At 29.8% G+C, this 18860-nt stretch carries 13 protein-coding genes; 3 read left to right on the top strand and 10 right to left on the bottom strand.

Annotated features, from left to right (window positions below):
- Positions 1-349: 349 nt before the first annotated feature.
- On the top strand, positions 350-1075 hold the full coding sequence (locus ACXAHM_RS13265; RefSeq protein WP_474960923.1) for an IS4 family transposase: 726 nt from the start codon (positions 350-352) through the stop codon (positions 1073-1075).
- Between the two features lie 70 nt (positions 1076-1145).
- Here ACXAHM_RS13265 and ACXAHM_RS13260 read toward each other — a convergent pair whose 3' ends face one another.
- Positions 1146-4100, bottom strand: a complete 2955-nt coding sequence (locus ACXAHM_RS13260; RefSeq protein ID WP_474960922.1) for a T9SS type A sorting domain-containing protein — start codon at positions 4098-4100, stop codon at positions 1146-1148.
- Positions 4101-4187: 87 nt separating this feature from the next.
- On the opposite strand from ACXAHM_RS13260, the gene ACXAHM_RS13255 reads away from it, so the two are divergent.
- Complete coding sequence (locus tag ACXAHM_RS13255; protein ID WP_474960921.1) at positions 4188-5138, top strand: glycosyltransferase family 2 protein; 951 nt, start codon at positions 4188-4190, stop codon at positions 5136-5138.
- 138 nt (positions 5139-5276) lie between these two features.
- On the opposite strand, the gene ACXAHM_RS13250 is transcribed toward ACXAHM_RS13255, so the two are convergent.
- The 3 genes from ACXAHM_RS13250 to ACXAHM_RS13240 form a co-directional block, all read right to left on the bottom strand.
- Positions 5277-6209: a hypothetical protein gene (locus ACXAHM_RS13250; protein ID WP_474960920.1), complete on the bottom strand. Its 933-nt coding sequence runs from the start codon at positions 6207-6209 to the stop codon at positions 5277-5279.
- An 80-nt stretch (positions 6210-6289) separates the two neighbouring features.
- Positions 6290-8002 carry an ATP-binding cassette domain-containing protein gene (locus ACXAHM_RS13245; RefSeq protein ID WP_474960919.1) on the bottom strand — a complete coding sequence of 571 codons (1713 nt, stop codon included), beginning with the start codon at positions 8000-8002 and terminating at the stop codon, positions 6290-6292.
- Positions 8003-8058: 56 nt separating this feature from the next.
- Positions 8059-8559, bottom strand: coding sequence for a hypothetical protein (locus ACXAHM_RS13240; protein ID WP_474960918.1), 501 nt, complete (start codon positions 8557-8559; stop codon positions 8059-8061).
- Positions 8560-8911: 352 nt separating this feature from the next.
- On the opposite strand from ACXAHM_RS13240, the gene ACXAHM_RS13235 reads away from it, so the two are divergent.
- The gene (locus ACXAHM_RS13235; RefSeq protein WP_474960917.1) at positions 8912-10549 is read left to right on the top strand and encodes an acyl-CoA carboxylase subunit beta; all 1638 of its coding nucleotides are present in this window, start codon (positions 8912-8914) and stop codon (positions 10547-10549) included.
- A gap of 43 nt (positions 10550-10592) precedes the next feature.
- On the opposite strand, the gene ACXAHM_RS13230 is transcribed toward ACXAHM_RS13235, so the two are convergent.
- The 6 genes from ACXAHM_RS13230 to ACXAHM_RS13205 all read right to left on the bottom strand — a co-directional run bounded on the left by ACXAHM_RS13230 (position 10593) and on the right by ACXAHM_RS13205 (position 18640).
- Positions 10593-11546 (bottom strand): hypothetical protein, encoded by a 954-nt coding sequence (locus ACXAHM_RS13230; protein WP_474960916.1) that lies wholly within the window; start codon positions 11544-11546, stop codon positions 10593-10595.
- Between the two features lie 6 nt (positions 11547-11552).
- Complete coding sequence (locus ACXAHM_RS13225) at positions 11553-11960, bottom strand: ExbD/TolR family protein (RefSeq protein WP_474960915.1); 408 nt, start codon at positions 11958-11960, stop codon at positions 11553-11555.
- A 5-nt stretch (positions 11961-11965) separates the two neighbouring features.
- Complete coding sequence (locus tag ACXAHM_RS13220) at positions 11966-12652, bottom strand: MotA/TolQ/ExbB proton channel family protein (RefSeq protein WP_474960914.1); 687 nt, start codon at positions 12650-12652, stop codon at positions 11966-11968.
- Positions 12653-12712: 60 nt separating this feature from the next.
- Positions 12713-13648 (bottom strand): HU domain-containing protein, encoded by a 936-nt coding sequence (locus ACXAHM_RS13215; protein WP_474960913.1) that lies wholly within the window; start codon positions 13646-13648, stop codon positions 12713-12715.
- A gap of 233 nt (positions 13649-13881) precedes the next feature.
- Complete coding sequence (locus ACXAHM_RS13210; RefSeq protein ID WP_474960912.1) at positions 13882-15579, bottom strand: TonB-dependent receptor; 1698 nt, start codon at positions 15577-15579, stop codon at positions 13882-13884.
- Positions 15580-15595: 16 nt separating this feature from the next.
- The gene (locus ACXAHM_RS13205; RefSeq protein ID WP_474960911.1) at positions 15596-18640 is read right to left on the bottom strand and encodes a tetratricopeptide repeat protein; all 3045 of its coding nucleotides are present in this window, start codon (positions 18638-18640) and stop codon (positions 15596-15598) included.
- Positions 18641-18860 lie beyond the last annotated feature (220 nt).

Below are 18860 nucleotides of genomic sequence, written 5' to 3'. Positions count from 1 at the left end.
CTTTGAGAAAGGTCGCCGAGACACAAGCTCAAAACCAAAAGAAAAACCACATTCTATGAGTTGTAAAGGCCAAGATGAATGGTCTGCCGCAGGCGCAACACAGACCAGCCTTGACAAATCATAAAATGGGTTTTAAAAAAGGTTTGAAGCTGAATCTCTCAAAAAAAGATAATTATCTTTTCCGCTTAGACAGTCCGAACTACTGGGGTAACTATAATCTTATTTACTCCATAATCTTTGGACACATTATTTAATGATTGACCTGAATTCAATAATTCTACAACCATTTCTTTAAATGATTTTTCGTATCTTTTCATAACGCTCTAAGTTAAGAAAGGTAGCTTAAAATTTGTATCCTTTTTGGTTGCTATTCCATTATGATGGTAATTTACCTGCTTATGTGCACATTTCTAATGGAAAAACGGCTGATAACAAAGGAGCCTATGAGATCCCTTTACCTGCTAATAGCGTGATTGTTGCCGATAGATATTATAATGATTTTTCTTTATTAAACGTTTGGGACAGCAAAGGAGTCTTCTTCGTTATAAGACACAAAGAAAACTTACAGTTTAAAACAATTAAAGAATTAGAATTACCAGATCACAGACATCAGCATATCCTAAAAGATGAGCTAATTGAAGTTACAGGAGTTCAAACAAGTACAAAATACCCTAAAAAGCTCAGACGTGTTGTAATTTGGAATGATGAGAACAACCAAACGATAGAATTAATCACCAATCAAATGTCTTGGACAGCAAACACAATAAGTGAGCTTTATAAGAGTAGGTGGCAGGTTGAAATCTTCTTTAGAGAAATTAAACAACTACTCTATATCAAATCTTTTATCGGAACAAGTGAAAATGCTGTGATGATTCAAATTTGGACGGCTTTGATCACTATTTTAATTCTAAAATATCTCAAATCGGTAGGTGAATTTGAGTGGAGATTATCTAACTTGATCGCATTCATAAGGCTCAATTTATTCGTTAAAATTGATCTCAAAAAATGGTTAGATAAACCTTTTGAAGATCCTCCGAAACCTAGGCCAATATATGTGCAAGGGGTTTTATTTTAAAATTGGATGATTATATACACTGACAATAGCTAAAACGTGCATTTTTTTGGAAATGAAAACGTTTAGGACACTATTGATTTTTAATCAATTTTAACTTAAAGATATTATCGTTAGAGGTAATTACTAAAATGTATAAACCATTTGGAACATTAGAGAAATTGAGATTATATGTGAACATGTTTACTTTGTTAATTAATACATCTATTTGTTTTCCATGTAAATCATATAGAATCATATTATCTAATTTAATAACAGGTGATAATTCTATTTTTCCATAACTTGTTATTGGATTGGGTGTAAATGTTATTCTTTCGTTAAAATTAATACTGTTTACTCCGGTTACTTCAATTGAATAGGATGATAATACGGTTTCAAAATAATTTGTATTAGTAATTGTATAAAAGTAATTACCTTGTTCTGAAACATATAAAGTATCATTATTTTCATTAAATAATGGACTGTCGTTAAAGTACCATTGATAAAAATCATTGTCACTTATAATCTCTTGAGGAATTGATATGGCCTGAATATTACCTTCAAGATCAACTATTAAATTTTGTTCACCAATAAGTTTTTGATTTGAATAGACAAAATTTACAGAATCCATATTAAAATGATTTCTTATTACATCTAGTTCTTTAAAACTTAAATGATTTTGAGAAAGATTTATATAATTTACATTTTGATTTAAATTAGTTATACTTAATGGAATATCAACAAGCTTATTATTCCCAAGATTTATTTTATTTAAGGCTATTAAATCTCCAAAATTTATGGGTAAGATTTCAATGTTTTTTCCCCAAATATCAAGACTCTGAACTCTTGAATTACTACCATTTACTAAGACACCATCCCATTCTCCAATTGGTCTATTTTTTTGCCAGTTTAATGTGTTTTCATTGTTTAAATCAATAATATCAACTAAAATTAAAGAATCCATAACACTTGTTGGACCTAATGTAACTGTTATTGGTGCAACATTTAATGTCAATTCAGGAAAGCTATCATTACTAATAATACAATCATAAATTCCATATGAATTGTAAACGATAATAGTCCTTCCATTTTCTCCAACTAAATTTTCCCCATTATAAAACCATTGATATTGATTATTAACGATATTAGGGTCAATATTATCTTCGATCGATATTGATATTACTCCTGCTGTTTCAACCAATTGCTCATTTCCAATAATATTTTGTGGAGCATAGAAAATTTTATCAATACTATCTGGTAATTTATAAAGATCATCAAAAGTTATATTGTTGCTACTTATATTTATTGTGTCAAGATTAAGAAGTTTGGAAATACTATCATTTAATATTGCAATAAAATTATTACTTAAGTTAAGAACCTCTAATGAAGTGTTGTTAAAAATAGAGTCATTGATGTTGTGAATATTTGTATTTTCTAAACTTAATTTTACTAAGTGATTAAAATTACCAATACTGTTTGGTATAGAATTTAGATCATTATAACTAATAACCAAGGTATCTAATTCTGATAAGTCATCAATATCAAGAGGTATATTTTGTATATTCGTATTCATTAAATGAAGACTTTGTACTCTTCCTCCTCTCATTGTAACACCTTCCCATGAGGAAATACTCGTGTTATTTATATCCCAACTTAATGTATTATTAGGGTTGTCTAAATAAATAGATCTAACAATCAATGAATCTTGATTAAAAGCATTTAAATCAAATAAAAATATATTATTTTGATATAGTGTTAATTCAGAGAAATTATTGTTGTTAATTTCACAATGATATGTTCCGATTTGACTAGCAGTATATGTTCTGTTTGTAGCATTTTGAATTGCAATGTTGTTTTTATACCATTGAAATGAATTTTCACCAGAGTAGTTTGTAACACTTGCATCTACTTCTAATATAATCGTGTCGCCCGGTACAAAACCAAAAGAAACTTCACTTCCTAGTTTCTCCTGAGGAGAATAAATATAAAGGAGAGAAGGCATCATTCCTAAAGTGGCATATAAATCATCGAAAACAAAATTGTTATTTGATAAGATTAATGTATCTAATGCATTAAGATTCTGGATTGAATTTGGAATAGAGTCAAGGTTTTCATTTTCTAGATTAAGTGCTGTGACTCTATCTCCAATAAAACCCGAATGTGTTACTCCATTCCAGTCTTTGACCATTGTTGTAGCTGACCAATTTAGGTTATTTGAAGGGTTACTATTAAATATATCTATTAATGCAAGAGAATCCTCCCAAAAAGGTTCAGCATTTATTAAACTGTAATTACCTGTTTGAACTTGAGGTAAATCAGGATAGTCTGGATTTTGAATTATACAATAAAAAATATCAGTTGAGTTTACAGAAATAGATCTATTTGTCTCACCATCTATTAATCCATTAGAATTGTACCATTGATAAGTATTATTGGTAGCGGAATCTGGAGCATAAATTACTATACTATTTTCATAGATAATTGAAGAATCATGTGAAATTAAATTTTGTTCATTATAACTTCTTAACTTTGCAAAATCAATGTTTTCAAATGCACTATATCCGAGATTATTTGATTTTAGAAAAATATTATTCAATGAAATTAAACTAGAGATTTCACTTGGAATTGAATAAAGTTGATTTCTCTCAATTTCTAAGTATAAGATATTTGAATTACCTAATTCCTCAGGTAATTCAAATATCTTATTGTTAGTTAAATATACCTTTTTAAGTTTTTTTAAGTTCTCTATATCTGATGATAATGTTTTAATATTATTTGCTTGAAATTGAATTTCATCAAGTTCGGATAAATTATAGAATGATTGATTTAAAGTATCTATACCTTTGTTTCTAAGATTTAATCGATATACTCTATTATTTTTAAAAGTAACACCAGTCCAGGTAGAAGGGGAACTTAAATCCCAATTAAAAGTTTTATTTTTATTTATATTATAAAATTCAACTAATATTAAAGAATCTTGAACATTAATTTGTGCTTTAACATTTGAAGAAAATATAAATAAAAATAAGAAGATTACTAAATGTTTCATGTATAATTTAAAGTAAATATCAAATTAAAATTCTTAACTTTAAGATAAAATTAAATTCTGATAATAAAAAAACTTATTCTTAAGATCATGTCGTTAGTTTCTATTATTGTTCCTGTTTATAATTGTGAGCATTTTTTAAATAAATGCCTTAGTAGTTTAATTAATCAAACATATTCAAATATAGAAATATTAATAGCCGATGACGGGTCTCATGACAATTCTAAAAATATCATCGATAATTTTGCTAAAAAAGATAAACGTATTAAATGTTATCATAATAATATTAATTTAGGAAATGTTAGAACTAGAAATAAACTATTTTCTTTAGCCAAAGGAGATTACATAACTGTACAGGATGCTGATGATTGGTCAAGTTTAACAAGAATTGAAAAACAATTAAAGATCATTGAAAAAAAAAATGTATCTGCCGTTGTTACAAATTATTATAGAGTTTCTAAAACAAAGAAAAATAATAAAAATAAAAATAAAGATTCATATGTTAATCTAGAAAAATATCATTCATGGTCATTTTGTATGGCATCAATTTTTATTAAAAAAGAAGTTTTTAAAGATATTGGCAACATTCCATTAATACTTGAAAGAATAATTGCCGAAGATAAATATTGGATTTCAAAGATAGTTGAAAGATATAAAACATATGAAATTGCTGAGCCTCTTTATTACTACAGAGCTAACCCTACATCATTAACAAATAATATTTATTCTAAAAAGAAATTAGTTGCTACATGTTTAATTTCTGAACTAATTCAACAAAGAATTAACAAGAAGTATGATTGGGTAGAAAAGAATGACAAAGAATCAATTGATAAATTTATTGAGAATAAACTTAGTGACAAGATTTTCATTGGGAATAAATATCGTGAAATGAGTGCTGTGAAAACTGATCTCAAACAATATAAAATTGCAATAATATATATATCTTATGCAATAACATTGTCAGGGATAAATAAAGTTAATCTTAAAACCTTACTTTATTTAATTAGATCATTAATATCAGAATTATATATATTTCTCTAAGTCTTAATTTTTTAGTATAAACTCTATACTTATTGGGTAGCTAAGGTAGCAGTACTAAGTTATGAATTAAAACATTCATGTATTTATACTACATGAATGTTTTTAGTATTCAAGTATTAATATATTATTTTTAATAAATCATGAAATATTACTTTTCAAATTTGTTTTCTTATTTAATTTATCAAAAAAAGAATCTTTAGGCTTAAATGGTATTTTGAAAAAATTAAATATTCTTTCAAATTCTTCTACATCATTTAACTTTTCTATTGTTGTTTCATAAACTTTTATTCCTGGATACATTTTCAGGTATTTCTTACCTTGTGCATAGGTTTCATCAATATACCATTCGATATATTTCATTTCAAAATCTTTTATAAAGTTAGGTTTTGTATAATTCCCAAAATTTAAAGGGTTATATTTTGACTTTATTAATTTTTGAATTTTAGATAGAAAATATATTTTACTTTTGGGTTTACTTTTAATATTATTTTCAATCGATTTATCTTCTTGATTTACCTTACTTTGTAGATATGAAACATAGTTAATATTTTTTAAATTTTGAATATTAAGAGGATTAAGAGGATTTTTGATAAATTTATATAAGTTGTAATATAACATATATTTAATTTTATCAATTAATGGAACTTTGTTAATTGGATTTTTCATTAATGGATTCATTATCCAATCTCTCCCATCTTTTGTAAGTGGAGTACAATTTATACGAAATGTACTATTTAATATCTTTTTTTTATCTCTTTTTAATAGAATCACACCTATTTCTTCGTGTGGAAAATAATTTGGAATAAGCCATCCAAACCCTTTTATAAAACAATGATTCGTTTCAAAATAGCAATTATTTCCAGATAGTTTATTTTTGATATTATCAATTTTTTCATGCATTTCAATATTCATTTGGTCTTGATCACCATTCAAAAATTTTCTCATTACTAATCCATTCATAATAGGTTCTGGTTCATGATTTGAAGAAACTTCTTCAAATTCAGACAACATACTGGATAAATAATGGGATCCCGATCTACCTGTGTTGATAGAAAAAATATATTTAATCATTTTAATTATTGAAAAGAAAATTTTAAAGTTTATTTTTATAAACAGTATTTTTTTATAGAAAAAAACACTAATTTATTGATTTACAATTTTATAACTCTATCACAATTATCTAAAGTAGAAATTCTATGAGCAATAATTATTATTGTTAAATCTGAGTTTTCATTTGAAATCTTTTTTATTGATTCAGATATTTCATTCTCTGTATCATTATCTAAAGCTGAAGTAGCTTCATCAAAAAACAAAATTTGTGAATCAAAATATAAAGCTCTAGCTATACCAATTCTTTGTTTTTGTCCCCCTGATAATTTCGTGCCATTTTCTCCAATGTTCGTTTCAACTCCATTTTCAAGTTCTGAAATTATGTCCCATAAGCTTGCTTGAATTAAAGACTTTTTTAATTTTTCATAAGAAATCTCCTTATTTTTAAGCCCAAAAGCAACATTCTCAGCAACAGTCCCATCAATTATATATACAGATTGTTGTACATATCCTACTTTTTTATAAAATGACTGCTTATATTCATCAGTAAAAATATTATCATCAATTTTATAATATCCTTTTGTAGGTTTAATGAAACCAAGTAACATGTTCATTATTGTTGTTTTACCAGATCCAGATTCCCCAATTATACCAATAACTTCTCCTTTTGTTATAGTTAAATTAAAATTCTCTATTACATTTTTGTTAGATCCAGGATATTTATATGTAATATCACTTAGGCTTAAAAAATTATTAAAAATTAATTCCTTATTGTTAACTATCTCACTATTTTGAACCTTTTGTAAAGGTTTTAAAACTTCAAAAGTCCATTTATATTGATTAAGAGCATTTAAATAGGTCATCACTCTATTAATTGAGGGCATAACTCTAAAGCCTGCAACTGCAAAAATACCTAATAACTGAAGTAATTCAACCTTAGAATTAAGATAATAAACTCCGTAAATATTCATAACTAAAATAGCTAACATTAAAGATGTTTCAATCACCCGAGTGGGAGCTAAATTAAAAATATTTGCTTTAATATTAGTTTTAACTAACTCATTTACATCATTACTCATTCTTGATATAAATAATTTTTGAGACCCAGATACAATAACATCGACGTATCCAAAAATACTTTGAAATATATTTTTATTTAATCTGGGGCCAACCTCTTTTCTAATTTCTCCAATCTTAAGTGACTCATTCCTTACATAACTATACATTATCATAAAAGATGGAACAACTATTAATGAAAGTAAAATTAATATTTTAATATCATATATTGCTATACTAACTACAATTGAAAGTAGTACAATAAATTCATTCAATAAACTTAGAGTACCTAAAATTTGATGATTTGCAAAAAACTGTGTTGCCTGTTGAATATTTATTAATAAAGAATTCGAATTATTTTCTTTAAAAAACAAAAATCCTTTTCTATAATAAAATTCATGAAGCTTTTTTGCAAATTTACTATAAAGTCCTAATGCAAATTCACTTTGTAACTTAATAATATACATGCCACTTAAATTTTTTATAAGTACAACAATAAAAAGTAAACTTGTCAGTAAAATTATTAGTTGCTTATCATCATCAAGACCAAAAGTCATATATATCCATGAAGCCCAATTATATTTTTCAATAATATCATCTTCAAGAAGTACAGCGAAAACAGGTAACATTGCACTTAAACCTATTAATTCAAAACCAGAATTAATAAATAAAAGAACACTAACACCAATTGCTTTTATTTTTTGATTTTTAGGTAAGACAGCACGAATAAATTGAATAGTTTCAAAAATTATTTTCATTAAGAAAAAATATAAAAGTAATAGTGATTATTAAAGTAATACAAAGAAGCCTGATATTACTCAGACTTCTTTGGCTTATTAAAGATAAAAATATATGCCAAAATCCACACCAAAATGAGCACAGAAAATATCATTGGTGAATATTCTACTTTAAAAGCATTGATATCATGCCCTTGTGTTCTGTAAATTACACCAAGTGTAGTTAATAACAAACCATTGATTAGGGTTGCCAATCCTTTAGTCCACCCTTTAAACGTTTCTAAAAGTTGTTGTTGTGATTCTTTATCGTGAAGCCACTTACTTTTATTTGGCACCAGGATCAACTGTTTTGGTAAATGTAGAATACTTGAACCTAATGCGGCTAAACTAATATTGATAAAAAGTAATATCGCCATCGAACTGTAAAAGAAACCACTTTTAGACATTACAAATGCTTGAGAGGTTTCTGTAGCTGCTGTCACCATCACTCCACTATCCGGGAAATATATATAGGCTAATAAAGAATAACCTAGGAAAAAGAATAGTGAAATTGTCCAAATATATTTGATGTATTTCATTCTGAAAAACTAACTAATGTTTGTTGTTATGTATAGTGGTGCAAAGATAATGATTTTGAAGAAAGAAGGAAGGATTTCTATTTTTTGGCAAGACTAAATGGAATTATTCCTTTATATGTTCAAATAAATTTGTTTTACTTTTAGCACTTACCTCCTACTATTTTAGCTGCCTAAGAAATAATCTACCAACTTATCTTTTTACAAAAACCTCATTATCAGTAATTCATTAAAGTAGTTAGTATTAACAATTGGGTTAAATCCTCTTTTTTATACTATAAAAGTTTTTATTTCTTAATTATAAATTCTTAACTTATTAAAAAAGTACATTACTTTTTAATAAACACACATACACATGAATTATTCTACTAACCAAAAATCAACGTCTCAAACTTCACTCCATTATCTCTCTGAGCAATTAGACGAAAAACGTTCAAAAGTTCATCTTGGAGGAGGTGAAAAGAAAATTGCAAAACATAAAAGCAAGGGTAAAATGACTGCCCGTGAAAGAATAGATTACCTTCTTGACAATCCTTTAGAAGCTATTGAAATAGGGACTTTCACAGGAGAAGACATGTATAAAGAGCATGGCGGATGTCCTTCTGGTGGAGTTGTTGTAAAAGTAGGTCAAATTGCTAATCGAGATTGTGTCATCGTTGCAAATGATGCTACTGTTAAGGCAGGTGCATGGTTTCCAATTACTGGTAAGAAAAACCTTAGAGCACAAGAAATTGCCATCGAAAATAATATCCCTATTATTTATCTCGTTGATAGTGCTGGTGTTTATCTTCCAATGCAAGATGAAATTTTCCCAGACAAAGAGCACTTCGGTAGAATATTTCGAAATAATGCTGTTATGTCATCCGAAGGGATTCCTCAAATTGCTGCTATTATGGGGAGTTGTGTTGCAGGAGGTGCTTATCTACCAATTATGTCTGATGAATCGTTAATTGTTGATGGTACAGGAAGTGTTTTTCTTGCCGGGTCCTATTTAGTTAAATCTGCAATTGGAGAAAGTATCGACAATGAAACTTTAGGTGGTGCTACTACACATTGTGAGATTTCTGGCGTTACAGATTATAAATGCGAAGATGATAAAGCATGTTTAGATCAAATTCGTCAATTGGTTGATAAAATGGGATCAAATCCTGAAGCCGGTTTCAATAGAAAGAAAAGTACATTACCGATGCAAACTATTGAAAGCATTTATGATTACTTCCCTGAGGATAGAGCAAAACCTTATGATATGCTAGAAATCATAAAAGTTTTAGTAGACAGTTCAGAATTTGAACAATACAAAGAAGGTTATGGTCAAAGTATTCTTTGTGGATATGCTAGAATTGATGGATGGGCTGTTGGTATAGTGGCTAATCAGAGAACTATTGTGAAGTCAAAACAGGGAGAAATGCAGATGGGCGGTGTTATTTATTCTGATTCTGCAGATAAGTCAGCTCGATTCATTATGAATTGTAATCAAAAAAAAATACCTCTTTTGTTTATTCATGATGTTACTGGTTTTATGGTAGGTAGTCGCTCTGAACATAATGGAATTATTAAAGATGGTGCCAAAATGGTGAATGCCATGGCAAACAGTGTTGTTCCTAAATTTAGCTTGGTTGTTGGCAATTCTTACGGAGCAGGAAACTATGCTATGTGTGGAAAAGCATATGACCCAAGACTTATGCTTGCATGGCCAACTTCTCAATTGGCAGTGATGAGCGGAAAATCTGCAGCTACTACCCTATTACAAATTAAAATGTCGGCTTTAAAAGCACAAGGAAAATCACTAGATGAAGCCGAAGAAAAAGCTTTGTTTAATGAGATAAAAGCAAAGTATGATAGTCAACTTTCACCTTATTATGCTGCAGCAAGGCTATGGTTGGATGAAATTATTAAACCCGAAGAAACCAGACAGTATATTTCTAAAGGGATTAGTATTGCTAATCAAAAAGAAATAAGTAAAAGATACAATGTAGGTGTTATACAAACTTAGAAAAAAAGCCATGTTTTTAATGATAAAAACATGGCTTTTCTCTTTATTTTGATCGGATGATAAAAGTTATTCGACCTGTGGTAATACTTTGAATATTTGATTGAGCATCTGTTGGCTCAAAAGATAATTCATCTACTGCTTCTCTATATTTATCTACAACCGTTTTTGTAACTGAACGATAGATTGTTTTAACTGAAATCACTTCACCTAATTCATCTATTTGAATTTCAAAAATGATCTTACCTGTTTCGGAAGAAGAATCTTCAACTACAGGAGGCTCAATCCAATTCCAACCAGGCATATCTAAAGCAGTACCTCCTGCACCTCCAGCAGATTCCAATAAAGCATCTGCATTCACTGATCCATTTTCACTACCTTGATCACCTTTTGCACCTTTTACATTTCCATTATTATTTTCTTTTTGAGAAGAAGATGTACCTTCACCACCTTCTTGTTTTTTTAATAATGTCCCTGTTACAGGCGTATTAATTTTAGGGACTTTCGTTTTTTCCTTCACCACTTTCTCCTCTTTCTCAACCGCTTTTTCTTCTTCCTTTTGCTCTTTTGGTTGAATAACTTCCTTCGCAGTTTCTACGCTTTCTTCAATTGGAGCATCAGTAACAGCAGGTGGATTTGGGTCCACTTCTTCTACAGGTGAAGGATCAGGAGTTGATTCTACAGGTTCAGGTTCTACAATTTCTTCTTCAACAACTTCTTCAGGGGCTGAAGCTGTTTCTGTATCAGGAGTAGGTTTAGGTTCTTCTAAAGATTTACTTTCTGTTACAGAAGGACTTTTGGATTGAATATCACCAGAACCTGCTTCAACCATACCAAAATTTACTTCAATACCGTATTGAGGGATTGGCGGATCAGGAGGAGTCCAAACAACAGTAAACCAAGCCACTACCACAATAATGATAAAGGAAATTAATGTTATTAGCACTGACAAGTTTCGATTTCTCTTCTCTTGTTTTATTTCTTCCTCAGTTTTTTTCATATTCTTTTACTTACCAACCTCTGAAGTTGGTGTCGTTGCAATAGAAACTTTAGCTTTTAATGAAGTTGCTATTCCTGCCACATTGACTAAGTTCTGCACAGGTACATCCTTATCGACTGTCAATACAACTACACCTTCTTGTTTAGAAGGTAAAACTGCTTTCAATTCATCTTCTAAAAAGGATAATGGCACTTCTACTTCATTCACATAATAATGAAGATCTTTTGTAATACTAACATATACTTTAGGCATTACTTTTTTGGAAGCTTTACTGCTAGGCACAGCAATCGGCAATCCGGAAGGGGTTACAAAGTTTGATGTCAACATGAAAAACACCAATAACAAAAAGATCATATCTGTCATTGATGACATATTGAAAGTTGGGTCGATTTTATTTTCAGGTTTTAATCCCATAACTATTAATTTGGAGATTGCAATAATTCAATAAATTCGATGGTAACTACTTCCATTTTGTGTACAACATCTTCAATCTGACGTACTAGATAGTTATAAGCAATGTAAGCAAAGATACCTACAGCCAATCCTCCAGCTGTTGTAATCATTGCTTCATAAATACCTGAAGAAAGTAATTTAGGACTTACAGAACCTTCCTCTTGAGAAATAGCAATAAAGGCGTTAATCATACCGATTACTGTACCAAAGAAACCAATCATTGGTGCAGAACCAGAGATCATACCGATCATACCTACGTTTTTCTCTAATTTATAAAGCTCAATTTTAGCAATGTTTTCAATACTTTTCTCAATTGTAGTAAGATTTGATGAGATATGCCTTAAACCTGTCTCCAACATTTTACCCATTGGCGTTGTGTCTCTTGCACAGTATTTTTTTGCAGTTTCAATATCCCCCTTTAACACTTGAGCTTTTACTTTATCCAACAAAACAGTTGGATCTTTCTTTGCCTTTCGAATTGTTAATATTCTATTGGATAAAATATACATTGCGATAAGGAATAAAACACCAAGAATTACCATTGTTATTCCTCCCTTTTCAATAAGTTGAAATAACGATAAACTCTCCTCGAAAGTACCTTGCATTCCTTGTTCAGGCATTTCAGTGCCTTGTAAGACAGATAAAAAATTCATGTTTTATTGTTAGTATTATAATGTCTTTATTATAGTTTAATAGAACCTAGGCGACTTATATTAGTGTCTCCAAATCCATGCTCCTTTGAAAGTTTTCTGAGTTGAAGCTAATTCTTCTTTAGCATCTTGATGAGAATTATAACCTTTTAATGCTACTCTATACTTTCCATTAGATGAGATTACACCTACATGAGTGAAACCTTTTTCTTCAGCTTGTTTCACTGCAACCTCCGCTTTGTTTTTTTCACTAAAAGAAGAAATTACAATATGGTAATTTCCATTTCTTGGTTTTGATGAATGAACAGCAACCTCTTTCTCTGTTGACACTGGTTTTGTTGCAGGTTCAACTGTGGTTTCCTTTACAACTTCTTCCACTTGAGGTGTTTCTTCTATAACTTCTTCTTCGATTACCTCTTCCTGAGTAATATTATTAGATGTATCAGGTTTAATTACAAAATAACCTACAGCAGTCAAGACAAGAATAACAGGAATGGCGATAAATAACCAAATTGGTCTTTTACCTTTTGGTTCCTCTTCATATTCTTGATACTCTTCCTCTTCTTCTTCAATCTCATCTTCCATTAAGGGTGTTGCTGTAATTTTTGGCAAGCCAAAGCTATCAGGAGTGATATTACTTTCATTTCTTTGTCTAAAAACAACCTCACCATCTTCTCCCTGCACAAAATAACCAAGATCTCCAATTGGCGCAGTTTCCTCATCCTCAATACGCTGTTGCAAATTAGCAACAAACATACTGACTTGAATGGCCACCTCATCTTCATCTAAGTCTTCATTTTTAGAGATGTAAATAACTAGAGAATACATCTCAATATCATCTTCAGAACTTGAAAATGAAATACTTACATGTGGAGGTTTTATCATATTACCAGAAGGTGATACTTCCGCCCCACTTTCTTCAGACCAAAATGTTCCTAAATCTGGTACAACCACTACACCCCAATCTAATAGGGCACTTTTTATAGCTTCAGCAATCATGCTATCTATTCTTATATCTTTATTTTATAAATCTCAATTCCAAAAAATTATATTAAAACCATAAAATCATAGTTTAAATAATTTTGTATTTCAATCAATAATTTAACCAATTCCTTAGTAAAAACCATAAAAAAGAAGGAAATATGAAGTTTCATCTATGATTTAAAAGATAAACTCCTTCAAATAGAAATTCTAAATCTTATATTAATCCAATTCTAATTTCGTTTTTCATCTTAGAATCTATAACTCACACCAGCCATCAATTGAAATCCCTTCACATTATAACGGTAATAATTTTCGTATTTCTGAGAAAATAAGTTATTGATTTGAGCAAAGGCATCAAAGTTTTCATTGATTTTGTAATGAGCTGATAAATTTAAATCAAAAATCATTGGTAAAGACTTTGTTGAAGTTTCAGCAGTTTGCTCATCAACTTCCATGGCTTTTAAACCAATTTTATTGTAAAAATTAGCTTTGAATAGCCAATTTGATAAATATTTATACGATACTTCAAGGTTGTTTGTCGCTAAAGGTCTATGATATGCCGTTTCAATAAAATCATCTTCAATACTATAAAAATTCCAATCTGTTGATGCCGAAACAGACCATTCTCTTTGAGACCACGACCCTACTGCATTAATATTAAAAACTCCTGTATTGTTTTCTGTTGCATAAGTCATAAGGAATTTAGATATATCATTTGGATCATTGATAAAAAAGCCCATATTATCCACAATTGCATAACCGATACTACCTCGGATTCCAATATCATTTCCAATATTAGCATCAGCACCCACTCGAATATCTACTATTTCATTTTCATGTAATAACATCAAATCATTACTCACCCAAGCATTTTGATGTGTTAGGGATTGATAATTTACAAGATTCAAATCACCTTTGACTTCAAGAAAAGCGGCTAATACATCTTTTTCAACTGTATATTCGACAAAAACATCAGGATAGAAATAAAAGTTATTATCAAGTGATGAGGAGTCGCCACTATATGCCAACTTTACACCAGCTTTTATATACCAATCCTCTAATCTCGTTTCATAATTACCACCAAACTTCATCCAACTACGATTTTGATTTATAGCTACATTAGTAGTTGTTTGATTATTGTATTGATTAAAAGCACCTGTAAGCTTTACATTCACTCTTGCATCTTCACTTAACTCATAATCTCCTTCTAAAGCTAAGCCGATTTCTAATTCATTAGCATCTAGACGGTCAAAAGAATAATCAAAAAATAAATCTCCTTTTACTGTGTAATTATTACCTGTTAAATATGAAGGCATTACGTGGCCAATTTTAAAGCCAATAGTATTAATCACTTGCTTAATACTGTCTTTGTCAATTAAAGTTTCGTCACCTTCAAATCCATAAAAATGCGTCCCGATTCTATCATAATTTAAAGTAACTGAAGAAGTCCCATAATCAGAATAGTATTTCCCAAAACCGTCAAATGTATTTCTACTTCCTGCTGACAACTTTCTTGATACACTTCCTTCCTGAGAAGAAAGATGCATGAAATTTATACCATAATCATACTCAGGATTTTGATGACTATTAATCCCTCCTTCAAAATATGGTGTGATATAATTCCCGTAACCAATTCTTACATAATTATTATAATATGTTCGCTCTTCATAATCATCTAAAACAGCAGGTAACTGTGTTGGTAAGGAATCATTTAATTCAATTTCTACTAATTCGAGCTCATAACTTTGAGGTGAAGGTTTTGATCGTTTTTCAATTCTTTGAATCTTATCATAATCACGCCCCATAATATGAAGGTCATAGTTTGAGTTCTTTTCAATAACTACCTCAGCATTATCAAGATTCGATTTTTCTGATTTTTGAGCCATTGCATGAATAGAAAGTAAACTACAAGCACTCAATACGATATATTTAAAAAAGTTTTTCATTAGACTAAATAATAGATTATTGGTTACTTGCATTTCTTTTTAAGGTCTCCAAATCAACGATTCTTTGTTTCGCTATTACCTTATCTTCTGCAGAAGAAGAACTAATCACAACTGATTCTAAAGTTGCTTTTGCTTGAAAGAAATCATTTAATGATATATAATTTTCGGCAATCAATAAATAAGCCTTACTCGTCCAATCACCATAACTTGCAAATCGTTTTTGGACATCTATTAATGCCTCTGTACTTGTTGTCAAACCAATATTAAGTTCTTCTTGCGAAGCTTGATTTTTTAACGTTTGCTCTCTTAAAGTTAAGCCCACATAGTACTGAGCTTCAGCTCCAATTTTTGAGTTTGCTTTATTAGCCACTTCGTCAAACATTGTCAATGCATCGTTTAGTTTACCTTCTTTTAAGTTGACTTTACCAATATAAAGTTCCGCATCTAATAAGTTCCTTTTAATCTTCTTTTCAATGATTATCTCAGCATATTTTTTTGAAGCGCCATAATCTTTCACTTCAAAATTAGCCTTCATTAAACCTACATAAACGGCCCATGTGGTGGACTTTCTCGTTGCAATTTTTTCTAATTCAACAAAAGTGTCAATTGCTTTTTCAAATTGAGAAGTTTGTATTTCAAGCTCTCCTATATATCTCAAAGCTTTTTCTTTTGTAGGCATAATCTCTACCTTATCAAAAGCTTGAATTGCTTTTTGCTTTTCATTTCTAAACTTATAAGCAACACCTAAAGAGAAATAAGCATCATCTGTATAATGTGAATATGGAGACCTTTCAATGAAATTGTTTAATGTAATAATTGCTGTTTCGTAGTCTTTATTTTGAAAAGGTTGTATAGCTAATTCATAATCACCTTGTAAAGTTGCTGTACTTTGAGGATTTGCTTCTTTAAATTTTTGTTGATATTCACTCATTTGTGCAACATCATGCCCTCTTGAATTCATATCTTGTAGTGCCGTAATTGATGCTTCTGATTGAGAGGATGTTGGATCTAGATCAATAACATCTTTATAATCTTTTTCTGCTTTAGGATAATCCCCTTCCAACTGATAACAAAGTGCTCTTTTCGCTAAACTAGGAATATAAACTTCAGATGTATTATATTTATTGACTACTTGTGTAAAATTTTTAATGGCTTCGGCATTTCTATCTTCTTCTGCATAAACAAGTCCAATTTGATAAAAAGAAAGAGGTGCAAACACTGATGATTTATAGTCATTCCCTACTTTTTGATATAAACGAATTGCATTATCTAATTGACCTAAAGCCTTGTAATTTTGAGCCATTTGATAGTTAACATAATCTAGTTCTTTCACACCTGATGAAATAGCCACATTATAAGATCTAATTGCTACTTTATAATTATTAATACCAAAATAACAATCTGCTCTTCTTAATGTTGCTTCTGCTAATTTCTCTCTTGATTCAATATTCTTCCCTCTGTTAATATATTTTGTGAAATCTAGTATTCCTTGTTGATATTCCTCATCAGCGTAATTAGCATATCCCTTTCCAAATAAGGAAGGCACATAAAATTGTGAAGTAATAGGAACCTTGTCGTAAGCTAGTATTGCTGAATCATATACTTCCAAATACGAATAAGCCTCTCCAAGCCAATAATTAGAGGCATTTACTAAATCTTCATTTATTGGAAAACGTTGTGATTTTTTCAAATAATAAACAGCACCTCTCCAATCATCATCATTTGCATTTTCTACCGACTTATTAAACGCCGCTTCTTGATATGCTTTTCGGGTGTCCACATTTATATATGATAAGGCATCAAACATTTCTAACGCCTTGGTATAATCACCTGAATTTACATATGCAACCTGTAATAGATGATCAATTTCATCCTTTTTATTCGATTTTGGAAAATATGCCAAAAAGAAATCAACTGCTTGAGGAACATCAGTGTATAGTCCGACATCAAACAATACTTTAATATAATTAAATGACGCTAATTCTTGTAATTCTTTATCATATGTCAATAATCTTGATTGCTTAAACGCTAAAAGTGCTTTCCCCTTTTCTCCAATCGATAAAGAGGTCACACCCAAATCGTAAGATGCAACTTGTGCTAACTCATCCTCACCATCTGCAGCTATAGACAATGGTTGAACCGCCTCGTGATAAAGTTTATTTTTAAATTTTGCAAAACCGATTTGATAGGCAGTTACTCTATCTAATGCTTGCAATGGCACTTCATCAAGATATCCATCAAAATAGAAAAGTGCTTGAGAATAATTATTTTTATTATAATATACTTTGGCGGTAAATAAATAAGCATCTGGAGGTAGGTGAATATCTTTTGTTCTCGCTTCATTGACTAATGCGATCATTTTACTCTCTTGTCCCATTTTGTAATAGGCAATCGGTAATAATGCATATGCATAAGATTTGATATCATCGTCAGTAGCTGATTTTTCCAAATCTTTTATTGCTTCTTCAAATTCTCCCTTTTCGAACTCTATATAGCCGGCATAATAACTCGACTTCAATGCATAAGCATGGGTTCCTTTTTTTAAGATCTGGAATAATTTATTCGCATCATCAAGTCTTCCTTGATCAAAATTTGAGTATGCTGCCTGATATGCTATTTTTATTTCATCATCATCAAAGAAATCAAAATAAGGATCTCTATTAAATGCCTCTAAGGCTTTAGCATATTCTCCTTTTTCAAAATAATAGCTTCCCAACACTTTGTAAGCTTTTGCTGAAAAGGGATGTACAGGATAAGTATTGACAAAATTGACAATCTGATTTTCAGCATTCGGATGTTGCAACTCCAAATTACATACGGCGATATAATAGGTTGTTTCTATACACTTTTCATCTTCACCACAATGCTTTTCTTGAAAACGATAAAGGTATCTTTTTGCAGCAGAAAAATTATGTTCATTATATAAAACAATTCCCTTATTAAACAGTTCTACATCATCAGAAAAATATAATGTTTCTTGTGCTGATACTTGAGAATTTGAAGTGAACAGTGTTAGAAAAAAAATGAAGTATATGAAGTAATTTGTAAGACACTTGATCATTAGTAAAAAAATCTATGTTAGGGGTCTCTATTCTTTATAATAAAGATAAGTCAAGATAATCAAAATTGGATATTATCTTACTTTATTAAAAGCTTTATATTGATTCATTTTTAGCAATAACTGTACAATTAAATCAACATTTAGCAACATAAATATTATTTTTTTATAAATATCTTCATTAATCTATTTTTTTGATATGATATTCTGAAAAATTAAGTAG

Source organism: Flammeovirga sp. AWQ4_249, assembly GCF_056161045.1.
This window is presented reverse-complemented; position numbering and strand designations above follow the sequence as displayed.